General features: G+C 62.2%; 25 protein-coding genes. 20 read left to right on the forward strand and 5 right to left on the reverse strand.

Annotated features, from left to right (window positions below):
* Positions 1–115 precede the first annotated feature (115 nt).
* From C7I85_RS32020 to C7I85_RS15940, 5 genes are all read left to right on the forward strand, one after another.
* Positions 116–244 (forward strand): hypothetical protein, encoded by a 129-nt coding sequence (locus C7I85_RS32020; protein ID WP_280819087.1) that lies wholly within the window; start codon positions 116–118, stop codon positions 242–244.
* Between the two features lie 191 nt (positions 245–435).
* Entirely contained in the window at positions 436–1836 is a 1401-nt protein-coding gene (locus C7I85_RS15925) for an L-serine ammonia-lyase (RefSeq protein WP_106724973.1), read from the forward strand.
* A gap of 83 nt (positions 1837–1919) precedes the next feature.
* Entirely contained in the window at positions 1920–2357 is a 438-nt protein-coding gene (locus C7I85_RS15930; protein ID WP_106724974.1) for a DUF1489 family protein, read from the forward strand.
* Positions 2358–2420: 63 nt separating this feature from the next.
* Positions 2421–3149 carry a hypothetical protein gene (locus tag C7I85_RS15935; RefSeq protein WP_106724975.1) on the forward strand — a complete coding sequence of 243 codons (729 nt, stop codon included), beginning with the start codon at positions 2421–2423 and terminating at the stop codon, positions 3147–3149.
* A complete protein-coding gene (locus C7I85_RS15940; RefSeq protein ID WP_106724976.1) occupies positions 3146–3841 on the forward strand; it encodes a DnaJ domain-containing protein in 696 nt (231 codons plus the stop codon). The genes C7I85_RS15935 and C7I85_RS15940 overlap by 4 nt, the downstream gene beginning before the upstream one ends.
* Before the next feature lie 46 nt (positions 3842–3887).
* On the opposite strand, the gene C7I85_RS15945 is transcribed toward C7I85_RS15940, so the two are convergent.
* Positions 3888–5333 (reverse strand): D-alanyl-D-alanine carboxypeptidase, encoded by a 1446-nt coding sequence (locus C7I85_RS15945; protein WP_245444966.1) that lies wholly within the window; start codon positions 5331–5333, stop codon positions 3888–3890.
* Between the two features lie 263 nt (positions 5334–5596).
* On the opposite strand from C7I85_RS15945, the gene C7I85_RS15950 reads away from it, so the two are divergent.
* The 5 genes from C7I85_RS15950 (at position 5597) to C7I85_RS15970 (ending at position 10239) form a co-directional block, all read left to right on the forward strand.
* Positions 5597–5926 carry a phasin family protein gene (locus C7I85_RS15950; protein WP_106724977.1) on the forward strand — a complete coding sequence of 110 codons (330 nt, stop codon included), beginning with the start codon at positions 5597–5599 and terminating at the stop codon, positions 5924–5926.
* 266 nt (positions 5927–6192) lie between these two features.
* A complete protein-coding gene (gene clpS / locus C7I85_RS15955) occupies positions 6193–6522 on the forward strand; it encodes an ATP-dependent Clp protease adapter ClpS (protein ID WP_106725106.1) in 330 nt (109 codons plus the stop codon).
* Positions 6523–6530: 8 nt separating this feature from the next.
* Positions 6531–8993, forward strand: coding sequence for an ATP-dependent Clp protease ATP-binding subunit ClpA (gene clpA / locus C7I85_RS15960; protein ID WP_106724978.1), 2463 nt, complete (start codon positions 6531–6533; stop codon positions 8991–8993).
* A gap of 239 nt (positions 8994–9232) precedes the next feature.
* Positions 9233–9994 (forward strand): AzlC family ABC transporter permease, encoded by a 762-nt coding sequence (locus C7I85_RS15965; protein WP_106724979.1) that lies wholly within the window; start codon positions 9233–9235, stop codon positions 9992–9994.
* A complete protein-coding gene (locus tag C7I85_RS15970) occupies positions 9991–10239 on the forward strand; it encodes an AzlD domain-containing protein (protein WP_428832865.1) in 249 nt (82 codons plus the stop codon). Before C7I85_RS15965 ends, C7I85_RS15970 begins: the two co-directional genes overlap by 4 nt.
* Positions 10240–10345: 106 nt before the next feature.
* Here the strand turns inward: C7I85_RS15970 and C7I85_RS15975 are convergent, their stop codons facing one another.
* The gene (locus C7I85_RS15975) at positions 10346–10771 is read right to left on the reverse strand and encodes an HIT family protein (RefSeq protein ID WP_106724980.1); all 426 of its coding nucleotides are present in this window, start codon (positions 10769–10771) and stop codon (positions 10346–10348) included.
* A 78-nt stretch (positions 10772–10849) separates the two neighbouring features.
* Here C7I85_RS15975 and C7I85_RS15980 point away from each other — a divergent pair, with 78 nt between their 5' ends.
* Positions 10850–11185, forward strand: coding sequence for a DMT family transporter (locus tag C7I85_RS15980; RefSeq protein WP_106724981.1), 336 nt, complete (start codon positions 10850–10852; stop codon positions 11183–11185).
* A 4-nt stretch (positions 11186–11189) separates the two neighbouring features.
* Here the strand turns inward: C7I85_RS15980 and C7I85_RS15985 are convergent, their stop codons facing one another.
* The 3 genes from C7I85_RS15985 to C7I85_RS15995 are packed head-to-tail and all read right to left on the reverse strand — an operon-like array spanning position 11190 to position 13668.
* Complete coding sequence (locus tag C7I85_RS15985) at positions 11190–12413, reverse strand: GNAT family N-acetyltransferase (RefSeq protein WP_106724982.1); 1224 nt, start codon at positions 12411–12413, stop codon at positions 11190–11192.
* A 53-nt stretch (positions 12414–12466) separates the two neighbouring features.
* Positions 12467–13192: a glycerophosphodiester phosphodiesterase gene (locus tag C7I85_RS15990; RefSeq protein WP_106724983.1), complete on the reverse strand. Its 726-nt coding sequence runs from the start codon at positions 13190–13192 to the stop codon at positions 12467–12469.
* An 11-nt stretch (positions 13193–13203) separates the two neighbouring features.
* On the reverse strand, positions 13204–13668 hold the full coding sequence (locus C7I85_RS15995; RefSeq protein ID WP_106724984.1) for a RidA family protein: 465 nt from the start codon (positions 13666–13668) through the stop codon (positions 13204–13206).
* Positions 13669–13803: 135 nt separating this feature from the next.
* On the opposite strand from C7I85_RS15995, the gene C7I85_RS16000 reads away from it, so the two are divergent.
* From C7I85_RS16000 to C7I85_RS16040, 9 genes are all read left to right on the forward strand, one after another.
* The gene (locus C7I85_RS16000; protein WP_106724985.1) at positions 13804–14631 is read left to right on the forward strand and encodes a cell envelope integrity EipB family protein; all 828 of its coding nucleotides are present in this window, start codon (positions 13804–13806) and stop codon (positions 14629–14631) included.
* Between the two features lie 7 nt (positions 14632–14638).
* On the forward strand, positions 14639–14923 hold the full coding sequence (locus C7I85_RS16005) for a DUF4031 domain-containing protein (protein ID WP_106724986.1): 285 nt from the start codon (positions 14639–14641) through the stop codon (positions 14921–14923).
* Positions 14920–15534: a LysE family translocator gene (locus tag C7I85_RS16010; RefSeq protein WP_106724987.1), complete on the forward strand. Its 615-nt coding sequence runs from the start codon at positions 14920–14922 to the stop codon at positions 15532–15534. The genes C7I85_RS16005 and C7I85_RS16010 overlap by 4 nt, the downstream gene beginning before the upstream one ends.
* 193 nt (positions 15535–15727) lie before the next feature.
* Positions 15728–16501 (forward strand): 30S ribosomal protein S2, encoded by a 774-nt coding sequence (gene rpsB, locus C7I85_RS16015; protein WP_106724988.1) that lies wholly within the window; start codon positions 15728–15730, stop codon positions 16499–16501.
* Positions 16502–16627: 126 nt separating this feature from the next.
* Positions 16628–17551: a translation elongation factor Ts gene (gene tsf, locus C7I85_RS16020; RefSeq protein WP_106724989.1), complete on the forward strand. Its 924-nt coding sequence runs from the start codon at positions 16628–16630 to the stop codon at positions 17549–17551.
* A 162-nt stretch (positions 17552–17713) separates the two neighbouring features.
* Positions 17714–18436 (forward strand): UMP kinase, encoded by a 723-nt coding sequence (pyrH, locus tag C7I85_RS16025; RefSeq protein WP_106724990.1) that lies wholly within the window; start codon positions 17714–17716, stop codon positions 18434–18436.
* Positions 18437–18482: 46 nt separating this feature from the next.
* Positions 18483–19043 carry a ribosome recycling factor gene (gene frr / locus C7I85_RS16030; protein ID WP_106724991.1) on the forward strand — a complete coding sequence of 187 codons (561 nt, stop codon included), beginning with the start codon at positions 18483–18485 and terminating at the stop codon, positions 19041–19043.
* 32 nt (positions 19044–19075) lie between these two features.
* The gene (locus tag C7I85_RS16035; RefSeq protein ID WP_106725107.1) at positions 19076–19795 is read left to right on the forward strand and encodes an isoprenyl transferase; all 720 of its coding nucleotides are present in this window, start codon (positions 19076–19078) and stop codon (positions 19793–19795) included.
* A 5-nt stretch (positions 19796–19800) separates the two neighbouring features.
* Entirely contained in the window at positions 19801–20616 is an 816-nt protein-coding gene (locus tag C7I85_RS16040; RefSeq protein ID WP_106725108.1) for a phosphatidate cytidylyltransferase, read from the forward strand.
* Positions 20617–20648 lie beyond the last annotated feature (32 nt).

A 20648-nucleotide genomic window follows, 5' to 3' on the forward strand; every position in this document is an offset into this window, starting at 1 on the left:
CCTCTTTTTGCAGTTGCGAAAGGGCCCGCGAAGACGTATCTCTCGCGCAGTTGCGGGGTGGGAAAACGCGGCGAGAAAGCCGTCCGCACAGGTTCTGAGGATAGAAACACACATCATGGACGAACACGTTCAGAAGTCCTGCTGGGGTCTGACGGCCAAGGCAGTGCTAGGGTTTGCCGGTATCATTCTTCTCGCCTGGCTCGTGAGCGGCGCCGACAAGGTCGCCGTGGTCGCCGCGGGTTGATCCAGCCGGTCATTTCCGGAATTCTGAAAGAGGCGCGGGGCTCTCCGCGTCTCTTTTGCTTTGAGGCTTTGCCTCATGTCGTTGGCGAAGCAATCAAAGTCGGGAAGCGCCTAGCTTCGACCGACAAAAGCGCACAATCATCCATATATTAAGGCCAGACTCGCGTCGCATTCACTGGAGATCGCCCGCCCGTGTTCCTGTCGGTATTTGACCTTTTCAAGATTGGCATCGGCCCGTCCAGTTCGCACACGATGGGCCCGATGACGGCGGCCGCGCGCTTTCTCGCCGAACTTCTAGGCAATGACTGGCCGCGCCCGGCCAACACGAAGGTCGATCGCGTCGCCGCCAGCCTGCACGGCTCGCTCGCCTATACCGGCGTTGGGCACGGGACGGACCGGGCCGTCATCCTGGGCCTGTCCGGCCTGATCCCGACAACGGTCGACCCCGACCGCACTGATGCCGTCATCGACAAGATCACGGCCGAGAAGCAGGTCACGCCGCCCGGCCATCCGGGCTATCGGTTCGATCCGGCAAGCGACCTCGTGCTGGACAAGAAGACGCCGCTGCTTGGCCACGCCAACGGCATGGCGTTCTACGCCTATGACGCCGACGACCATCTGCTGCTCAAGCGCATCTACTATTCCATCGGCGGCGGGTTCGTGGTGTCGGAGGAGGAGCTTCAACGCCTCAAGACCCGCAGTGAGCCGGAGTCCGGCACGCCGGTGCCTTACCCGTTCCACAACGCGGTGGAGATGCTCTCCATGGCCGCTCAAAGCGGGCTTTCCATCGCCGAGATGAAGCGCGTCAACGAAGAGACGCACATGTCGCGTGAGGAGCTCGACGCCGGGCTCGACCGTATCTGGGACGCCATGAAGGGCTGCATCGATCGCGGCCTGTCGCAGGAGGGTATCATGCCGGGCGGCCTGAAGGTCCGCCGGCGCGCGCGCCAGCTGCATGACAAGCTGCAGGAGGATTGGCGACAGAATAGGCCGAATCCGCTGCTCGCCAATGACTGGCTGTCGATCTACGCCATGGCCGTGAATGAGGAGAACGCGGCGGGCGGGCGTGTGGTCACCGCGCCGACCAACGGCGCTGCCGGCGTCGTGCCGGCAGTCATGCGCTATTGGCTGCATTTCCATCCGGAGGCCGATCAGGCCAGCATCCGCGACTTCCTGCTGACGGCAGCAGCCGTCGGCGGCATCATCAAGACCAACGCCTCGATCTCGGGCGCCGAAGTCGGCTGCCAGGGCGAGGTGGGCTCAGCCTCGGCCATGGCGGCTGCCGGCCTTTGCGCGGTCATGGGCGGCACGCCCGAGCAGGTCGAGAACGCGGCCGAGATCGCGCTGGAGCATCACCTCGGCATGACCTGCGACCCGGTCGGCGGGCTTGTGCAGGTGCCGTGCATCGAGCGCAATGCGCTTGGTGCGGTGAAGGCCGTGACCGCCGCCTCGCTGGCAATCAAGGGCGATGGCAAGCACTTTGTGCCGCTCGATGCGGCGATCGAGACCATGCGCCAAACCGGCATGGACATGAACGAGCGCTACAAGGAAACCAGCCTGGGTGGCCTCGCCGTCAACGTCGTGGAGTGCTGAGGCGGTTCGGCCTACGAACGGTCTCCAGCGCTCCTGTGGACAACCGGCTTGTCGATAACAGGCGCCGGGAGTAAATCACGGCCATGGCCCTCAACCTGATAAAGCTCTGCGTCGGCTGCGACAGCGTCGAAGATCTGGAAGAATGGATTGCCTTTCGCCTCGACGAGCGCCGGCGCGCCGGCGAGCCCGTCGAGCAGTACCACACGACCCGCATGATGCCGACGCGCGGCGAGGAAATCCTCGGCGGCGGCTCGCTCTATTGGGTCATCAAAGGGAACGTCCAATGCCGGCAAAGGCTGTTGGAAATTCGGCCTATCGTCGATGACGAGGGGATTTCGCGCTGCCAGTTGGTGCTGGAGCCGGTCGTCGTCCGCACCGAATGGCAGCCGCGTCGTGCCTTCCAGGGCTGGCGCTACCTGAAGGCCGATGATGCCCCAGCCGATCTTGGCGCTGGCCGTGCAGGACTTGCGGAAATGCCCGCCAAGCTCAGGCAGGAACTGGCCGATCTCGGCCTTCTTTGAAGAGTTTTTCCGAGTAGCCTGCACCCACTTGCAAGCTTCGAGGGTGCGCTACATCTTCTTGGCATGAACGACAAGAAGGCGCCGGCTCCGTTCAATTCGCCCTCGGCCCCAAGCGGGCCGGTGTCCAGCGCGCAGGAAATCGAAGCCTTTTTGCGCGAGGCAAAGGCGCTCGCTTCCGAAAAATCCGGCGGCCGACTGATCCTGGCACTCGATGCGACCATGAGCCGGCAGCCGACCTGGGATCTTGCCTGCACACTGCAAGCGCAGATGTTCGACGCCGTCGGCAAGACTGGCTCGCTCGACGTGCAACTGGTCTATTTCCGCGGTATCGAAGAATGCCGCGCCTCGAAATTCGTCGGCGACACCGGCGCGCTCAAACGGCTGATGAGCAGCATCCAGTGTCAGGGCGGGCAGACCCAGATCGGCAAGGTCCTCTCACACGCCTTGAGGGAAACCTCGCAGAGCAAGGTTTCGGCTCTCGTCTATATCGGCGACGCAATGGAGGAGAATGTCGACGCCCTGGCTATGAAAGCCGGCCAACTCGGATTGCATGGGGTGCCCGTCTTCATCTTCCAGGAGGGAGACGACCATGTCGCCGAAGCGGCCTTCAAGGAGATCGCGCGGCTGTCCAAGGGTGCCTGGTTCCGCTTCGACCGCAATGCCGCCGCGATGTTGGCTAAACTATTGTCTGCGGTCGCAGTGTTTGCCACGGGCGGCATCAAGGCGCTCGAAGCACGCGGCCGGGCCGAGGATCGGCTGATGATCGAGCATCTGCGGGGCGGACGGAAATGACCATCCTGCTTGGCCTGCTGGGAACGGTTTTGGTGATTGTCCTTATGGGCTCGCTGTTCGTGCGTGCCGAGCCTGCGGCACTTGCCCGCGCGCTGACGCTGTCGGGACCTATCGCCATCGGCATCATAGGCACGATTCTGCTGTTGCTCGGACGAGCTGTTCTGGGCGGCCTTTTGATATCGGCGGCTTTCGGCTGGTATTCGATGGGCCGCATACGCACATCGCGCCGATCGTCGCCGGGAAAGCGCTCGACGGTGCGAACCGCAGCACTTGAGATGGAGCTGGACCATGACAGCGGCCGGCTGGAGGGAGTGGTCCTCGCTGGCCGGCACGAGCAGAAGACGCTGAATTCGATGAGCCTGAGCGAGCTCAGGGAACTGTATTCGGACCTTTACGGAGACCCGGAGAGCCGCCAGCTACTGGAGACCTATCTTGATGGCCGGTTTCCCATCTGGCGCGAAAACGCGGATGCGAATCGTCGCGACAGGCAGGGTGTTGCGCCAAGTTCTGGCGCCATGACTAAGGAGGAGGCCTACAAGATCCTTGGTCTTGAAGCGGGGGCCACCGCGGCGGATGTCCGCAAGGCGCATCGACGCCTGATGCAGCGCCTGCACCCCGATCTCGGGGGCACGTCTTTCCTGGCCGCGCGGATCAACGAAGCCAAGGACGTTCTGCTCACCAATCACGATTAGACCTCCTACGACACGGAACAAGCGGGAGAGTTTCTGCTCGGCCGTCCTAGTTCTGGACGGCATAGCAGGAGATTTTCTTCTTCTTCAGTGCGGCGCAGGCATCCCAGGCGGCGACCTTGGATTCGAAGCCGCCGAAACGTGCGCGGTGATAGGTCACGCCACCTTTCTCGAACTGCACGGTGAAGCCGGAGGCCCTGGCCAGAATGCCGCCCGCCTGCTTGCTGGTCTTGTCGAGAATGGCCTCGGCTCCTTCGCGGTTCGGCGCCGAGGCGATCTGCACCACCCAGCCAGACGGGGTGACCGAGGCGGTCTTGACCGGATCCACATGCTGCACGGCGGGAGCGGGTGCTGCTTCGGCTTCTGCATCGGCACGCTGGAACGGAACCGGTTCGGCATAGGCCTGCAGGGCCGGAGCCGGTACGGATTCCGGCGTCTTAGCGGGCTTGGCAGGAGCTGCTTCAGCCACCTTGGCGGGCGCGGCCTGCTCTTCGTCGTCCATGGCAACCTCTACGTCGCCGTCGGGTTTGACGTCGGGCGTCGGGGCGTCGTGCTTGGGCAGCAATACCTTGGCGATGGCGCCGGCCGGCGAGGTGGTTTCCGCGCGGGCAACCAGCGCACCACGCTTGCCGCCGTTGGAAGCCTGCGGCAGGTACCGCTGGATCAGCTCGACCATGTGGTTGTCGCGGGCGCCGCCGCTCGCGCCACCCATGACGACCGCGACGATACGACGGTTGCCGTCGATCACCGATGAGACCAGATTGAATCCGGAGGCATTGGTGTAGCCGGTCTTGATGCCGTCCATACCCTTCACGCGGCCCAGCAGGTGATTGTGGTTGGGCATGCGCGCACGACCCCAGGTGAAGGAGCGCGTGGAGAAATAGCCGTAATACTGCGGATAGTGCTCGCGCAGCGCCAGGCCGAGCGTGGACATGTCGCGTGCGGTGGTGAACTGTCCGGGATTGGGCAGGCCATTGGCGTTGCGGAACACGGTGCCGGTCATGCCAAGGCTGCGCGCCTTTGCCGTCATCATCCGGGCGAATGTTTCTTCATCGCCCGCGATCAGTTCGGCGAGAGCCGTCGAGGCATCGTTGGCCGACTTGGTCACCAGCGCGTAGATGGCGGTCTCTACATTGACCGAGCCGCCAGCCCGCACGCCGAGCTTTGTCGGCGGCTGCGAGGCGGCATGCGCCGAGAAGGGCACGCGCGTTTCCTTGGTGATCTTGCCGCGGGAGAGCGCCTCGAAGGTGAGGTAGAGCGTCATCATCTTGGTCAGCGACGCCGGGAACCGACGCGAGTCGGGATTGGCCGAGAACAGCGTCTTGCCGGTATTCGCATCGATGACGATCGCCGCGTATCTCGGGTTGGACTTCTTGGCGGCGGCGTTGGCCACGCCGGCCGAGACCACGCTCATGACCACGGCTAGAATCGTTGCGATTGCGGATTTCGCGGAGAAGAACTGCTTGAGGGCAATGCCGGCAAACGCTTGACGCACTGTTGCACCCTTGAATTTTTGTTGCACCCCGAGGCGGCAAAGGTTCCTGCCTCGCTTTGGCGCACACTAGGGCGGCAGCGTTACCAATCCGTTTATGGTAACCGGAACGTTCACCTTTTTATTCGGGCTTTAGAATGAATTTAGTTTTTGTCGCATCCGTGGCCGACGCCGCGTCATTGACTTTTTGTGCATTGCACAATAAATTGACTGCAACGCAAAAAATGCGCCGAGACCATCAGCCAGCATCGAAAGGGAATGCGCAGATGTTGCAGTCGTTTGATGAAGCCAACAAGTTCGGCAAGGAATTCGTGGACAGCGGCCTGAAGAGCTTTGCGGCCATCTCCAAGAGCGCCCAGGCCATCGCCGTCGAGGCAACGGAATACACCAAGAAGTCGTTCGAAACCGGCACCGCCACCTTCGAGAAGGTGATGTCCTCGGGTTCGCTGGAGAAAGCTCTGGAAATCCAGACCGATTATGCCAAGCAGGCCTATGAGGGCTTCGTCGCAGAGGCTACCAAGATGAGTGAACTCTACGCCGATCTCGCCAAGGAGGCCTACAAGCCTTTCGAGTCGGTCGTCGCCAAGGCTAAGTAAGCTCACAGGCACGTGATTGCGGGGCCACGGGTCCCATTGGAGCCCGGTTGCGCAAAGCGGCCGGGTTTTTTGCTTTTGCGGACGCCTGATCGGGATCACGAATGGCTGAAGCGGCATCGGCGGAAACAGCAACCATATTGTCAGCCGAAAAGAAGAGCTTAAAATCCGTGAACGGCTACCTACATTTGAGTGCGGGTGAGGATCCCGCGAAAGGTAAGAGAAGAGTGACGAGCGTCGGGGGCGCCATGGGAATGCGAATGGCGCATATGCAAAATGGCGAGGGTAGTGGCAACGTTCCCGGACGGGGGACGGCGGTTATCACTCGCACAAAGCCGAAGACAAAGAAGCCCAGCCTGTATCGGGTTCTGATCCTCAACGATGACTACACACCGATGGAGTTCGTGATCCATATTTTGGAACGATTTTTCCAGAAGGATCGCGAAACCGCCACTCGGATCATGTTGCATGTACACAATCATGGCGTGGGCGAGTGTGGGGTTTATACATTTGAAGTGGCCGAGACGAAGGTGTCCCAGGTCATGGATTTTGCCCGTCAGAATCAACATCCGCTGCAATGCGTGATGGAGAAGAAATGAGGTTTTGAATGCCGGCTTTCTCACCGGGCCTGGAAAAGGCGCTTCACCAGGCGCTCACATTCGCCAACGAGCGTCATCATGAATATGCGACGCTCGAACATCTTCTGTTGGCCCTGATCGACGACGCGGAAGCGGCGGCGGTCATGCGCGCCTGCAATGTCGACCTGGCTGAACTGAAACGCACCGTCCTCAACTATATCGACACCGAACTCGACAATCTGGTCACCGGCTACGACGAGGATTCCAAGCCTACGGCAGGTTTCCAGCGCGTCATCCAGCGTGCGGTCATCCACGTTCAGTCGTCGGGCCGCGATGAGGTGTCGGGTGCCAATGTGCTCGTCGCGATCTTCGCCGAGCGCGAAAGCCATGCCGCCTATTTCCTGCAGGAACAGCAGATGACCCGTTACGACGCGGTCAACTACATCAGCCACGGCATCGCCAAGCGGCCCGGAGCGAGCGAAACGCGCACGCCGCGCGGCGCCGAGGACGATCATGCCGGCTCTTCCGGCAACGAATCGGAAGAGGGCGGCAAGAAGAAGCAGCAGGACGCGCTGGCGGCCTACTGCATCGATCTCAACAAGAAGGCCCGCGCCGGCAAGATCGATCCGTTGATCGGCCGCGAGCAAGAAATCAATCGCACCATCCAGGTGCTGTGCCGCCGTTCAAAGAACAACCCGCTCTATGTCGGTGATCCCGGCGTGGGCAAGACTGCGATTGCCGAAGGGCTGGCCAAGCGCATTGTCGAGGGCGACGTTCCCGACGTGCTGGCCGATGCCACCATCTTCGCGCTCGACATGGGCACGCTGCTGGCCGGCACGCGCTATCGCGGCGATTTCGAGGAGCGCCTGAAGCAGGTCGTCAAGGAACTGGAAGAGTATCCGGGAGCGGTGCTGTTCATCGACGAGATCCACACGGTGATCGGCGCCGGCGCGACGTCGGGCGGTGCGATGGATGCATCGAACCTCCTGAAGCCGGCTCTGTCGTCCGGCGCGATTCGCTGCATCGGCTCGACCACCTACAAGGAATTCCGCCAGTTCTTTGAGAAGGACCGCGCTCTGGTGCGGCGCTTCCAGAAGATCGACGTGAAGGAGCCGACGGTCGACGACGCCATCGAGATCATGAAGGGCCTGAAGCCCTACTATGAAGAGTTCCACCGGGTGAAATACACCAACGAGGCCATCAAGGCCGCGGTGGAGCTGTCGGCGCGCTACATCAACGACCGCAAGCTGCCGGACAAGGCGATCGACGTGATCGACGAAACCGGTGCCTCGCAGATGCTGCTGCCCGAAGGCAAGCGCAAGAAGACCATCGGCATCAAGGAGATCGAGGCGACCATCGCCACGATGGCGCGCATTCCGCCCAAGACGGTTTCGGCCGACGACGAGCAAGTGCTTGCCAATCTGGAAGCCGAGCTACGCCGCGTCGTCTACGGTCAGGATACAGCGATCACCGCGCTTGCCTCGGCGATCAAGCTGGCGCGTGCGGGCCTGCGCGAACCGGAGAAGCCGATCGGCTCCTACCTGTTCTCGGGTCCGACGGGCGTCGGCAAGACCGAGGTGGCGCGGCAGCTGGCTGCGTCGCTCGGCGTCGAGCTGATCCGCTTCGACATGTCCGAGTACATGGAGCGCCACACTGTCTCGCGTCTGATCGGCGCGCCTCCCGGCTATGTCGGCTTCGACCAAGGCGGCCTGCTGACCGACGGCGTCGACCAGCATCCGCACTGCGTGTTGCTGCTCGACGAGGTCGAAAAAGCTCATCCGGACCTGTTCAACATCCTGTTGCAGGTCATGGACCACGGCAAGCTGACCGACCACAACGGCAAGCAGATCGACTTCCGCAACGTCATCCTGATCATGACGACCAATGCGGGTGCTGCCGACATGGCCAAGGCGGCCATCGGCTTCGGCTCGTCGAAGCGGGAAGGCGACGACATGGAAGCGATCAACCGGCTGTTCTCGCCGGAGTTCCGCAACCGTCTCGATGCCATCATCCCGTTCGGTTCGCTGCCGGTGCCGGTGGTGCATCAGGTCGTGCAGAAGTTCGTCATGCAGTTGGAGGCCCAGCTCTCCGATCGCGGCGTGACCTTCGACCTGTCGCCCGAAGCCATCGCATGGCTGGCCGAGAAGGGCTACGACGAGCGCATGGGTGCACGGCCGCTCAGCCGTGTCATCCAGGAGTACGTCAAGAAGCCGTTGGCTGAAGAGGTGCTGTTCGGAAAGCTCAAGAAGGGTGGCACGGTCCGCGTCACCGTCGAGAAGAAGGAAGACGGCGAGACCGGCCTGAAGCTCGAGAGCATCGCCGACGAGGTGCCGGTGAAGCCCAAGAAGGAAGAGACCAAGGGTCCGGCGAGGAAGCCGGCGGCAAAGAAGGCCGTGGCAAAGAAAGCCACGAGCCAGAAGCCCAAGGCCGCTCCCAATGGCAAGGACGGGACCAAGCGGAGCCTGGTGCCGCAACTGCCGCGCAAGGGCTGAGAAGACACCTGAACCAATGAAGAGCCGCCGGCCGCATAAAGCGGCCGGCGGCTTTCTTTTGGCATGTCGTTAGATGCCCAAGGTGACCAAGCCGGAGACGCTGATTTTCCACGCCGGTCACACTCATTTTGACGGGGCACGCTGTCGGGTGCCTCGAACAAAATCTCTCCTGACGACCGGCGACTGGTCCAAGGTTTTGATGTCGCTGCGTCGGGCGGCGCGTGCTAATCAGCGCCTCGATGCCAGACGATACCTCCACATTACCTGAGCCAGTCCATTCTTCAGGCACCGATGCACGCCGTATCTGGTTTTTGCGGGGCGTCCGGACGGCCTTTTCGGTTCCCGGGCTGATCCTTGCCAGCGCCTTCATCGGATTCGCCGGACTTGCGCGCGAGGCCGGACTGACACTGGCGCAGGCCGTGTTCATGACGGGCATGGTCTGGGCGCTGCCGGCCAAGGTGGTTCTGGTCGGCGCGATCATGTCAGGCGCCTCGCTGCCGGCGGCAACCTTCGCGGTGGCACTGTCATCCATCCGTCTGATGCCGATGGTGGTGGCGCTCGTGCCGGAACTCAAAGGGTCGCGCACGCCTAAATGGCTGCTTTATCTGCTCTCCCATTGCGTTGCCGTCACGTCCTGGGTGCTCGCGATGGAGCGCGTCGGGGGCATTCCAAGGGAAATGCGCGCGACCTATTACGCCGGACTGGGCTTTACGCTGGTGCTGACGAACATGGTCGTCGTCGGCGTGGTGTTTGTGCTCGCGGGCAATCTGCCGCCCATCGTCTCGGCGGGGCTGCTGCTGCTCACGCCGATGTATTTCCTGACCTCGCTCTGGGGCTCGGCGCGCGAGCGGGCAGGGCATGTGGCGATGGTCTTGGGGTTAGGGCTTGGGCCGCTTTTCCACACCGTCTGGCCCGGATTCGACCTGTTGGCGGCGGGGCTCACCGGCGGCGTGGCCGCTTACATCTATCACCGTCTGGCGCGACGGAGGGCGACCGCATGACCTTCACCGCGATCGATGCCTGGTGGTGGCCGTTCCTGTTCATCCTTGTCGCCGGGTGGCTGGCGACCGACAGCTGGCGCTTTCTCGGCGTCTATTTCGGCGGCCGGATTTCGGAAAGCTCGGATATTCTGGTGCTGGTGCGCACCGTGGCGACCGCGTTGGTGGCTGCCGTCATCGGCAACCTGATCGTCTTTCCGACCGGCGCACTGGCAGCGACGTCGCTTGCCTTGCGGATCGGGCCGTAGCGATTGGTTTTATCGCCTATCTTCTGCTCGGCCGCCGCGTGCTGGTGGGCATCATTGCGGCCGAGATCGTTTTGGCTATGGGAATCTTGGTGTCGTAACTGCGCTGCTACGCGGCAGCCAGGGCGGCGCGAAGCTTCTCTGCGTGCTCGGCCAGCACTTCCGGCTCTTCCATCTGGCCCGTATGCGGCTTCAGCGGCACGCCCTCGAAGCGCGGCAAGACGTGCACGTGCAGGTGAAATACGGTCTGCCCGGCGGCCGGCTCGTTGAACTGGATGACCGTCACGCCGTCCGCGACAAAAGCCTCCTTGGCAGCACGGGCGATCTTCTGCACGACGCCCATGAGCGGGCCGAAAACAGCGGGATCGGCGTCCAGGAGGTTGCGGGAAGCGGCCTTAGGAACTACGAGCGTATGGCCCGTGCCCTGGGGCATGAGATCCATGAAGGCGATCGCCGTTTCATCCTCATAGACCTTGTGGGCGGGCAGTTCGCCGCGCAGGATCTTCGCGAACACGTTGGTATCGTCGTATTTCATGGTGTGCCTCTCATCGTGTGCGTGTTCGCGTCATAGTCGTTTCGGCAACAGCCCGCAATCAACGAGACAGGAACACGCATGAATTGGAACTACGGCTATCTGGTCATAGCCATCATATTCGAAGTGCTGGCAACGACGGCGCTGAAGGAAACGCACGGATTCACCCGGCTGCTGCCGTCGCTGGTGACGGTTACGGGCTATGCGCTTGCCTTCTATTTCCTGTCCCTGACCCTGCGTATCATGCCGGTCGGCGTGGTCTATGCCCTCTGGTGCGGCGCCGGCATCATTCTCATCACCGCGATCGGCTGGGTGTGGTTCCGCCAGGCGCTCGACATGCCTGCCTTGATCGGCATGGGGTTCATCATGGTGGGCGTCGGCATCATCAACCTCTACTCGAAGACGCTGGTGCACTGACGCCTTAGCTGTCAGGCTCGGCGAGATCCTTCCTGAACGGGCTGTGCTCGTCGAGATACTCGCCGATCTGCTCGACCTCCTCGCGTTCGCGCTCGAGATAGCCCGCAACCGCGTTTCGCAAGCCCGCATGGACGATGTAGTGGGCCGAGCGGGTCGTGACGGGCCTGTAGCCGCGCGCCAGCTTGTGCTCGCCCTGCGCGCCTGCCTCCACCACCCTCAGCTTGTTGGCGATCGCGAAATCGATCGCCTGATGATAGCAGACCTCGAAATGCAGATAGGGGTGATCCTCGATGCAGCCCCAGTTGCGGCCGAAGAGCGTGTCGGAGCCGATGAAATTGATGGCGCCCGCTATGTAGCGGCCATTGCGCCGTGCCATCACCAGCAGGATGTCGTCGCGCATACGTTCGCCGATCAGCGAGAAGAACGTGCGGTTGAGGTAGGGGCGGCCCCATTTGCGGCTGCCCGTATCCATGTAGAAGGCGAAGAAATCGTCCCAGACGCGCTCCGTCAGGTCGCTGCCGGTCAGCCAGTCGATCTCGATGCCATGCGCCAGCGCCTCGCGACGTTCCTTCTTCAGCGCCTTGCGCTTCCGTGAGGCAAGCGTGGCGAGGAAGTCGTCGTAGCTGGAATAGTTCTCGTTGAAGAAATGGAACTGCTGATCGGTGCGGGTGAGGAAGCCAGCGGCTTCCAGCGCCGCCACGTCGTCCTCTGTAGCGAAGGTCACATGGGCCGACGATACGCCGATTTTGTCCGTCACCAGCTTGAGGCCTGAGGCCAGTGCGGCTCGCACGTTATCGGCGTCGGCAACGCGATGCGCCAGGAGCCGCGGGCCGGTGGCCGGCGTGAAAGGCACCGACGCCTGCAGCTTGGGATAGTACCGCCCGCCCGCGCGCTCGAAGGCATCGGCCCAGCCATGGTCGAAAACATATTCGCCCTGGCTGTGCGATTTCACATAGCAGGGCACCGCCCCGAGAAGACGGCCGCCCGGCGCTTCGAGCCGCAGGTGATGGCCCATCCAGCCGGACCGGCGAACGGCGCAACCAGACTCTTCGAGCGAACTAAGAAATTCGTATGATATGAATGGGTTGTATGGATTTCCGGACTCGTTTCGCGAGGTTCCGGTCAAGCTTTCCCATTCGGCGCGGGCGAAGCCGCCCATGCTGTCGACGACGCGGATGGCGAAGTCGCCATCCGCGTGGGGTTCAGTGCCGTCGCGCGTGCTGTCCATGGGGTTTTAGATACGTAACCCGTATGGCGGTGCAAGAGGGCACTGCAAGACAATCACGAACTTGCCACTTCCGGCTCAAAACCTTCGAAGGTCATCTGGTCGGCGTGGGCGAAGGTCTGGGCCACCGCCGCCTGGTCCCGAACCGTCCAGGTGATCACCGGCATGTTCAGCCTTTCGCGCACGAAGCCGACGAAGCGGTTCGGCAGATCGTAGACGCCGTAGGAAACGAAGGAGATGCCATTTGCAAGCATCGAGAAATGCGCCTCCAACTCGTGGTCCTTGGTGCCATAGGCGGTCAGGCCGGTCGGGATGTCGCCCGCATGAGCCGGGAACTGGCGGATTAGCCAGTGATCGAAAGACATGATCGCCGCTTCGCCGCGATAGTTCCGCAACAAGGCGCAGACCTTCTCGACAAGGCCTTCATCCTTGCCCGGAATGCCCTTGAGCTCGATCACCAATGGCACCCGACCGGCAACACGGTCCAGCATTTCCTGCAGCGTCGGTGCATGGTCTGCCGTACCGCCGATGCGCAGGGCAGCCATTTCGGCCGCCGTGCGCTGCCAGATGAATCCTTCCGTGCCTGTCAGCCGCTTCAGGTCGTCGTCATGGAAGACGACCGGAATGCCATCGGAAGACAGGTGCACATCGCACTCGATCGCGTAGCCCCTGGCTATGGCGCGATCGAAAGCCGACAGCGTGTTTTCCCACACTGCGTTGTTGAGATCGTGGTAGCCACGATGCGCGATCGGCCGTGCCGTCAGCCAGGAGAGTTCGCTCATGATCGGGTCTTTCAGGCGACTTCGACGATGGCTTCGATCTCAACCGCGGCATTGAGCGGCAGAACCGCCACGCCAACCGCCGAGCGGGCATGCTTGCCGGCATCGCCAAGCGCGGCGACGAGGAAATCGGAAGCGCCGTTGGCCACCAGATGCTGCTCGGTGAAATCGGGCGAGGAGGCGACGAAGACCGTGATCTTGACCAGGCGCTTGATCTTCTCGAGATCGCCGAGCGCGGCCTTCACCTGGGCCAGAATGTTGATGGCGCAGTATTTGGCGGCTTCCTGGCCGGCGGCGGTGTCGAGATCGCGGCCGAGCAGACCGGAGGCGACGAGCTTGCCGTCCTTCAGCGGCAACTGGCCCGCCGTGAAAACGTGCTTGCCGCTCTGCATATAGGGCACGTAGTTGGCGGCCGGTGCCGCAGCCACAGGCAGGGTGACGCCCAGCTTGCTGAGCCGGTTTTCGATTGTTTCGCTCATCGTCTTTCCTTATGTTTCGACATGGAAGTCGGTTGCCGCGCGCAAACTGCTATTTTTGCCTCGCTTCCGCCACGACTTTTTTCGAATGTGGACTTCATTTCTGCGGTCGAGTGGCCGCGACACCGGAGTGTCTTCATGCGCGCAGTGCGCCTTGCCTTGCTTGCTCTTCTCTCGACATCCGCCATCGGTACCGTCCCGGCCTTTGCCGTGACCCCGCTTGCTCCGCATCGCGCCGTCTATGACCTCGTCCTGGACAAGGCTACGGATCGCTCCGGCATCACTGGGCTCACCGGCCGCATGGTCTATGAGTTCAACGGCTCGCCTTGCGATGGCTATACGGTGAACTTCCGCTTCGTCACCCAGATCAATACGGGCGACAACACGCGCCTTACCGACCAACAGACGACCACCTACGAGGACGCTGAGGGCAAGACCTTCAGCTTCGTGACCAAATCCTTCGTGGACCAGAACCTTGAGCGCGAGGTGAAGGGTACGGCGACACGCGAGAAGGCGGGGCTGAACGTCAGCATCGACAAGCCGGAAAAGAACCGTCTCGAACTCGGTCGCACCCAGTTTCCGACTCAGCACCTCGAGGAACTGATCCGCAAGGCCAACAGCGGCGAGACCTTCTACGAGACCAATCTCTTCGACGGCTCGGAAGACGCCGACAAGGTCATGACCACCACCGTCATCGTCGGCAAGCAGACGGAATCGTCGAAGACCGATCCCGAGCTGCCGGCGCTCAAGGGCCTGGCCAAAGAAAAGTACTGGCCGGTCAACATCGCCTATTTCGACGAGACCTCGAAAAATGGCGAGGAGATTCCCGAATATCGTATCAGCTTCAAGCTTCACGAAAACGGCCTGACCCGCGACCTGGTCATGGATTACGGCGACTTCTCGATGACCGGCAAGCTGGTCAACCTGAAGCTGTTCGACCAGCCGCAGCAGAAATGCAATAAATAGGCCGCGCTTGGCGGTTTATGTCGATGAAGCCATCTGGCTTTGGCAGGGGCGACTCTGGTGCCACTTGATGGCTGACGATCTGGCTGAGCTGCATCGCTTCGCCGTGCAACTCGGCTTGCATCTTTCTTCCTATCAGGGTCCGCCCAAGACCACCGCACCCCACTATGACATCACCGGCTTCGAGCGTGACCGTGCCCTGCGGCTCGGCGCGATTGCTTGCAGTCGCGATGAAATCGTCGCAGTGTTCCGACGCGTTCGGGTTCGAATGGGCAAGGAGAGGGTGGCTGCATGACCTTGTTTGCGCTTCTGGCCTATGCGGGTGCCGTGTTTGCCGCGGCAGCAAGCCCGGGTCCGTCGATGCTGGCCGTCATCACGACTGGCGTTTCGCGCGGTGCAGCTCCGGCCATCGCGCTCGGGATCGGCATCGGCCTCGGCGATCTCGTGCTCGTCGGCTTGGCGCTGATGGGGCTGGCGGCCGTCGCCCACACGGTCGAGTGGATATTCCTGATCCTGAAATATGCCGGCGCTGCTTATTTGATCTGGCTCGGCATCAAGATGTGGCGCAGCTCGCCGCAGCCGATGGGCGGCGCTGATGAGCGGCCGCGGTCGAAGGCTGGGCGTTCGGTCGCTCTCGGAGCGGCCGTCGGCCTCGGCAACCCCAAAGCCATCCTGTTCCACGCGTCCATCATGCCGCTGATTCTCGATGTGAAGGCGCTGACGCTGCTGGACGGCGTCGTCGTGCTTGGTGTGGTGTTCTGCATCAATGTCGGCATCATGACGTTCTATTCGCTGGCGGCCGGCCGCAGCGCCCGATGGTTCAATACATCAGGCCGCATGCGCTGGATGAACCGTGTCGCCGGCAGCGCCATGATCGGCACCGGAGCGCTTATCGCCAGCCGCTGAGCGAGGCGATAAGAGAGCTGGCCGACGCCCCGCTTGCTTTTCCGTCGTTCTGCCTCTATATGCGCCCGCATTCCACACACGGACTTTGGTATCTGCCCGGGAGAAATCCGGCTGACACCTCCGGTGACAGGGAAGAGATAGCATCTCGACCATGTCGGAACGTCCGTGGAGGCTAACCGGAAAGGAACTAGGAATGGCACTGCCTGATTTCAGCATGCGCCAGCTTTTGGAAGCTGGTGTTCACTTCGGCCACCAGACTCACCGCTGGAACCCGAAGATGGCTCCGTACATCTACGGAGCTCGCAACAACATCCACATCATCGACCTGTCGCAGACGGTTCCGCTGCTCGCCCAGGCGCTCAAGCAGGTGTCCGACACCGTTGCCAAGGGCGGCCGCGTGCTCTTCGTCGGCACCAAGCGCCAGGCTTCGGACATCGTTGCTGACGCTGCCCAGCGCTCGGCTCAGTACTACGTCAACTCGCGTTGGCTCGGCGGCATGCTGACCAACTGGAAGACGATCTCCAACTCGATCCAGCGCCTGCGCAAGCTCGACGAGCTGCTGGCTGGCGAAGCCCTCGGCTTCACCAAGAAGGAGCGTCTGAACCTCGAGCGCGAGCGCGAAAAGCTGGACAAGGCCCTCGGCGGTATCAAGGACATGGGCTCGACCCCGGACCTGATGTTCGTCATCGACACCAACAAGGAAGCGATCGCCATCCTCGAGGCCAAGCGTCTCGGCATCCCGGTCGTCGCCATCATCGATTCGAACTGCGACCCGGACAAGATCGACTTCCCGATCCCGGGCAATGACGACGCCGCCCGCGCCATCTCGCTCTACTGCGACCTGATCGCCCGCGCCGCCATTGACGGTATTGCCCGCCAGCAGGGCGCTCTCGGCGTCGACATCGGCGCTTCGGCTGAGGCTCCGTCGGAGCCGGCGCTCGATGAGGGCACTGCGCCCGAGGCGTAATGGCGTAGAAGGCCGCTCGACGGCCTTCATTTCTCTGAAATAGGACGCGGTCTGTCGCGTCGGCGTCAGGCGCATCATCGATAGTTCGGTGGTGCGCTCACGCATTTAGAACCAAGAGGCAAGAGAATGAGCATTTCAGCAGCACAGGTCAAAGAACTCCGCGAAGTGACCGGCGCGGGCATGATGGATTGTAAGGCGGCGCTCGCCGAGACCAACGGCGACATGGAAGCCGCCATCGACTGGCTGCGTGCCAAGGGCATTGCCAAGGCCGACAAGAAGGCCGGCCGCACCGCTGCCGAAGGCCTGATCGGCGTTGCCGGCGATGCGAATTCGGCCGTCGTCGTCGAGGTGAACTCCGAGACCGACTTCGTTGCCCGCAACGATGCCTTCCAGGATATCGTGCGCAACGTTGCTGCCGTCGCACTTGCCGGCAATGGCGAGTCCGACGCTGTTGCCGCTGCTGCCTATCCCGGCTCGGAAAAGTCCGTCACTGACACCATCAAGGACGCGGTCGGCACCATCGGCGAGAACATGGGCTTCCGTCGTTCGGCCAAGCTGTCGGTTTCGGCTGGCGCGGTTGCCACCTATGTGCACAACGCAGTTGCCGATAGCCTCGGCAAGCTCGGTGTGCTCGTTGCCATCGAGACGACCGGCAACGCCGATGCTGCTCGCGCCTTCGCTCGCCAGGTTGCAATGCACGTTGCCGCCACCAGCCCGCTGGCCCTGACCGCCGAGGAAGTCGACCCGACCGTCGTCGCTCGCGAAAAGGCGATCTTCGTCGAACAGGCCCGCGAATCGGGCAAGCCGGACGCCGTCATCGAGAAGATGGTCGAAGGCCGCCTGCGCAAGTTCTTCGAAGAATCCGTGCTCCTGAAGCAGGCCTTCGTGATCAATCCGGACCTGACGGTCGAGGCAGCCCTCAAGGCCGCCGAGAAGGAAATCGGCGCTCCGGCCAAGATCACCGGCTTCGTCCGCTTCGCTCTGGGTGAAGGCATCCAGAAGGAAGAAAGCGACTTCGCTGCTGAAGTTGCAGCAGCTGTGAAGAAGTAATAGCGCAACACGCGCTTCATGACGCATCATCGGGGGCATCGCGTGACAACGCGGTGCCCTTCGTGTATGCGCAAAACCGCGCACCGGGGATGGATTACCCGCAGGCGGACATTCGCCATCATTCAAGGTGCGTAGACAAAAACAGATCCAAAAGAGGACGAGATGACGGCCAAACCCCTATACCGACGTGTGTTGTTGAAGGCGTCGGGCGAGGCGCTGATGGGTGATCAGCATTTTGGCATCGACGTCTCAGTCGTCGATCGCATCGCATCCGACATCGCCGAGGCGAGGGCGCTTGGCGTCGAGGTGGGCGTGGTCATCGGTGGCGGCAATATCTTCCGCGGCGTGGCTGTCGCCTCCAAGGGTGGTGATCGCGTCACCGGCGACCACATGGGCATGCTGGCGACCGTCATCAACTCGCTGGCGCTGCGCACCTCGCTGGTCAAGCAGGGCGTCGATGCCGTGGTGCTGTCGGCTATCGCCATGCCGGAACTCTGCGAGAGCTTCTCCCAGCGCCAGGCAACCGCCTACATGAACGAAGGCAAGGTGGTGATCTTTGCCGGCGGCACCGGCAATCCGTTCTTCACCACCGATTCGGCAGCCGCGCTCCGCGCCGCCGAAATCGGCGCCGATGCGCTGTTCAAGGGCACCCAGGTGGATGGCGTTTACTCGGCCGACCCCAAGAAAGACCCCACGGCGACGCGCTACGAGCGCATTACCCATGCCGAGGTCATCGCCAAGGGCCTTTCGATCATGGATACCGCAGCGATTGCGCTTGCGCGTGAAAACAACATTCCGATAATCGTCTATTCGATACATGAAAAAGGCGGTTTCGGCGAAATACTCAGGGGCGGCGGCCACTGCACGGTCGTCTCCGACGCATGAACCGCAAAGACTGGCGTGAAGATCTGAAGGTCAAGGAGAAGAAGAAATGAGCAACGGCGCAGATTTCAACGACATTCAGCGGCGCATGGAAGGTGCGGTCAACGCCTTCAAGCACGATCTGGCTTCGCTGAGGACCGGCCGTGCGTCCAGTAACCTTCTCGATCCCATCCATGTCCAGGCCTATGGCTCGGCCATGCCGATCGCACAGGTGGCGACGATCTCGGTCCCGGAACCGCGCATGATCTCCGTCAGCGTATGGGACAAGTCGATGGTCGGCGCCGTCGATCGCGCGATTCGCGAGTCCAATCTGGGCTTCAACCCGATCGTGGATGGCACCACGCTGCGCATTCCGCTGCCCGAGCTCAACGAGCAGCGCCGCAAGGAACTGGTCAAGATCGCCCACACCTATGCGGAGAACGCGCGCGTGGCCGCGCGTCACGTTCGCCGTGACGGCATGGATCATTTGAAGAAGGCTCAGAAGGACGGTGACATCAGCGAAGACGATTCGCGCATCCAGTCCGAGAAGGTCCAAAAACTCACCGACGAAACCATCAGCACGATCGACAGCCTGCTTAGCGGAAAAGAAGCCGAGATCATGCAGGTTTGAGGTTGCCTGGTCGGCGACCCGAAAGCGAGATCATGACAATCCCCGCGCATGTCGCGATCATCATGGATGGGAATGGCCGTTGGGCGAAAGCCCGCGGCCTGCCGCGCTTGGCTGGCCACAAGGCCGGGGTCGAGGCCCTTCGCAAGACCGTGCGTGCCGCCGCAGCCCAGGGCATTCGCTGGCTCACGGTCTATGCGTTCTCATCCGAGAACTGGTCGCGGCCGAAGTCCGAGGTCAGCGATCTCATGGGGCTTCTAAAGCTCTTCATCCGGCGTGACCTTGCCGAACTGCACCAGCACGGCGTGCGCGTGCGGATCGTCGGTGATCGCGTCGGCCTGAAGCCGGACATCGCGGCCTTGCTGGACGAGGCGGAAGCGCTGACGGCCGGCAATGACGCCATCAATCTCGTCATCGCTTTCAATTATGGCAGCCGCGACGAGATCGTTCGTGCCGTGCGAAAGATCGCCGAGCAGGCTGCGGCGGGCCAGATCGTTCCGAGCGAGATAAGCGCCGAAACCTTCGCTGCCGCGCTGGATACCGCCGACATTCCCGACCCGGATCTCGTCATACGCACCAGCGGCGAGATGCGGCTGTCGAACTTCCTGCTCTGGCAGGCAGCCTATAGCGAGTTCATCTTCATGCCTTGCTACTGGCCCGATTTCACCAGCGAGCATCTGGCCGAAGCGCTCGAGCAGTTTGCCGCGCGTGAACGCCGCTTCGGTGGTCTGGCCGCGCGAGGCGTCGCGTCTTGAGTGGCCTGAGCAATCTGCAGCAACGGGTGATATCGGCGATCGTCCTGGCGGTGATCGTCCTCGGACTGACATGGCTCGGCGGGCTCTATTTCCGCCTGCTTTCAGCCGCCATCGCGCTCGCCATGTTCTACGAGTGGAGCGCCATGTCGCGGAGCGCGGCCAACGCCCCCTATCAATGGATTTCGGCCGGACTGCTTGTTCTGGTTCTGCTGTTGCTGGTCGTTGGATTTCCGGCAGCGACTGTCTTGTTGGCTCTCGCGGCTGCCGTCGTGGTTTCTGCGGGGCTTGCGGTGATCGGCAAGCAAGGTAGCTGGAATACGGTGGGCCTCGCCTATGCGGGCCTGTCGGGCATCTCGCTTGCGCTGCTGCGCGGCGCGGACCAGTCTGGTCTGGTCGCGATCCTCTTCCTGTTCGCCGTCGTCTGGGCGACGGACATCCTCGCCTATTTCGTCGGCCGCGCTGTCGGCGGCCCGAAACTTGCACCCGCGATCTCGCCCGGAAAGACCTGGAGTGGCGCAATCGGCGGTACAATCGGTGGTCTCATCGCCGCACTGGCGGTTGCAGTTCTGGCCGGGAGCCCCCACCTGGGGCTCATGGTTCCGGTGGTGCTGTTCTTGTCCATCGTCTCCCAGATCGGCGACCTGTTCGAATCCTGGGTCAAGCGCCGGCATGGCGTGAAGGACTCCAGCCACTTGATTCCAGGTCACGGTGGCGTCATGGATCGGGTCGACGGGCTTGTCGTTGCGGCCCTGGCACTATACGTCATCGGTACGGCTTTCGGCGGCGCCGAAAATCCGGCGGGCGGTCTGTTTCCGCTCTAGTCAGAATGCGCCATGCACGCTGAAGTAGACGT

The organism is Pseudaminobacter soli (ex Li et al. 2025) (assembly GCF_003012705.1).
GTDB lineage: Bacteria > Pseudomonadota > Alphaproteobacteria > Rhizobiales > Rhizobiaceae > Pseudaminobacter > Pseudaminobacter soli.

Coding starts and splice junctions, on each gene's coding strand:
- C7I85_RS32020 (WP_280819087.1), top strand. CDS start 116: ATGGACGAACACGTTCAGAAGTCCTGCTGGGGTCTGACGGCCAAGGCA.
- C7I85_RS15930 (WP_106724974.1), top strand. CDS start 1,920: ATGGCCCTCAACCTGATAAAGCTCTGCGTCGGCTGCGACAGCGTCGAA.
- C7I85_RS15935 (WP_106724975.1), top strand. CDS start 2,421: ATGAACGACAAGAAGGCGCCGGCTCCGTTCAATTCGCCCTCGGCCCCA.
- C7I85_RS15940 (WP_106724976.1), top strand. CDS start 3,146: ATGACCATCCTGCTTGGCCTGCTGGGAACGGTTTTGGTGATTGTCCTT.
- C7I85_RS15950 (WP_106724977.1), top strand. CDS start 5,597: ATGTTGCAGTCGTTTGATGAAGCCAACAAGTTCGGCAAGGAATTCGTG.
- clpS (WP_106725106.1), top strand. CDS start 6,193: ATGCAAAATGGCGAGGGTAGTGGCAACGTTCCCGGACGGGGGACGGCG.
- clpA (WP_106724978.1), top strand. CDS start 6,531: ATGCCGGCTTTCTCACCGGGCCTGGAAAAGGCGCTTCACCAGGCGCTC.
- C7I85_RS15965 (WP_106724979.1), top strand. CDS start 9,233: ATGCCAGACGATACCTCCACATTACCTGAGCCAGTCCATTCTTCAGGC.
- C7I85_RS15970 (WP_428832865.1), top strand. CDS start 9,991: ATGACCTTCACCGCGATCGATGCCTGGTGGTGGCCGTTCCTGTTCATC.
- C7I85_RS15975 (WP_106724980.1), bottom strand. CDS start 10,771: ATGAAATACGACGATACCAACGTGTTCGCGAAGATCCTGCGCGGCGAA.
- C7I85_RS15980 (WP_106724981.1), top strand. CDS start 10,850: ATGAATTGGAACTACGGCTATCTGGTCATAGCCATCATATTCGAAGTG.
- C7I85_RS15985 (WP_106724982.1), bottom strand. CDS start 12,413: ATGGACAGCACGCGCGACGGCACTGAACCCCACGCGGATGGCGACTTC.
- C7I85_RS15990 (WP_106724983.1), bottom strand. CDS start 13,192: ATGAGCGAACTCTCCTGGCTGACGGCACGGCCGATCGCGCATCGTGGC.
- C7I85_RS15995 (WP_106724984.1), bottom strand. CDS start 13,668: ATGAGCGAAACAATCGAAAACCGGCTCAGCAAGCTGGGCGTCACCCTG.
- C7I85_RS16000 (WP_106724985.1), top strand. CDS start 13,804: ATGCGCGCAGTGCGCCTTGCCTTGCTTGCTCTTCTCTCGACATCCGCC.
- C7I85_RS16010 (WP_106724987.1), top strand. CDS start 14,920: ATGACCTTGTTTGCGCTTCTGGCCTATGCGGGTGCCGTGTTTGCCGCG.
- rpsB (WP_106724988.1), top strand. CDS start 15,728: ATGGCACTGCCTGATTTCAGCATGCGCCAGCTTTTGGAAGCTGGTGTT.
- tsf (WP_106724989.1), top strand. CDS start 16,628: ATGAGCATTTCAGCAGCACAGGTCAAAGAACTCCGCGAAGTGACCGGC.
- pyrH (WP_106724990.1), top strand. CDS start 17,714: ATGACGGCCAAACCCCTATACCGACGTGTGTTGTTGAAGGCGTCGGGC.
- frr (WP_106724991.1), top strand. CDS start 18,483: ATGAGCAACGGCGCAGATTTCAACGACATTCAGCGGCGCATGGAAGGT.
- C7I85_RS16035 (WP_106725107.1), top strand. CDS start 19,076: ATGACAATCCCCGCGCATGTCGCGATCATCATGGATGGGAATGGCCGT.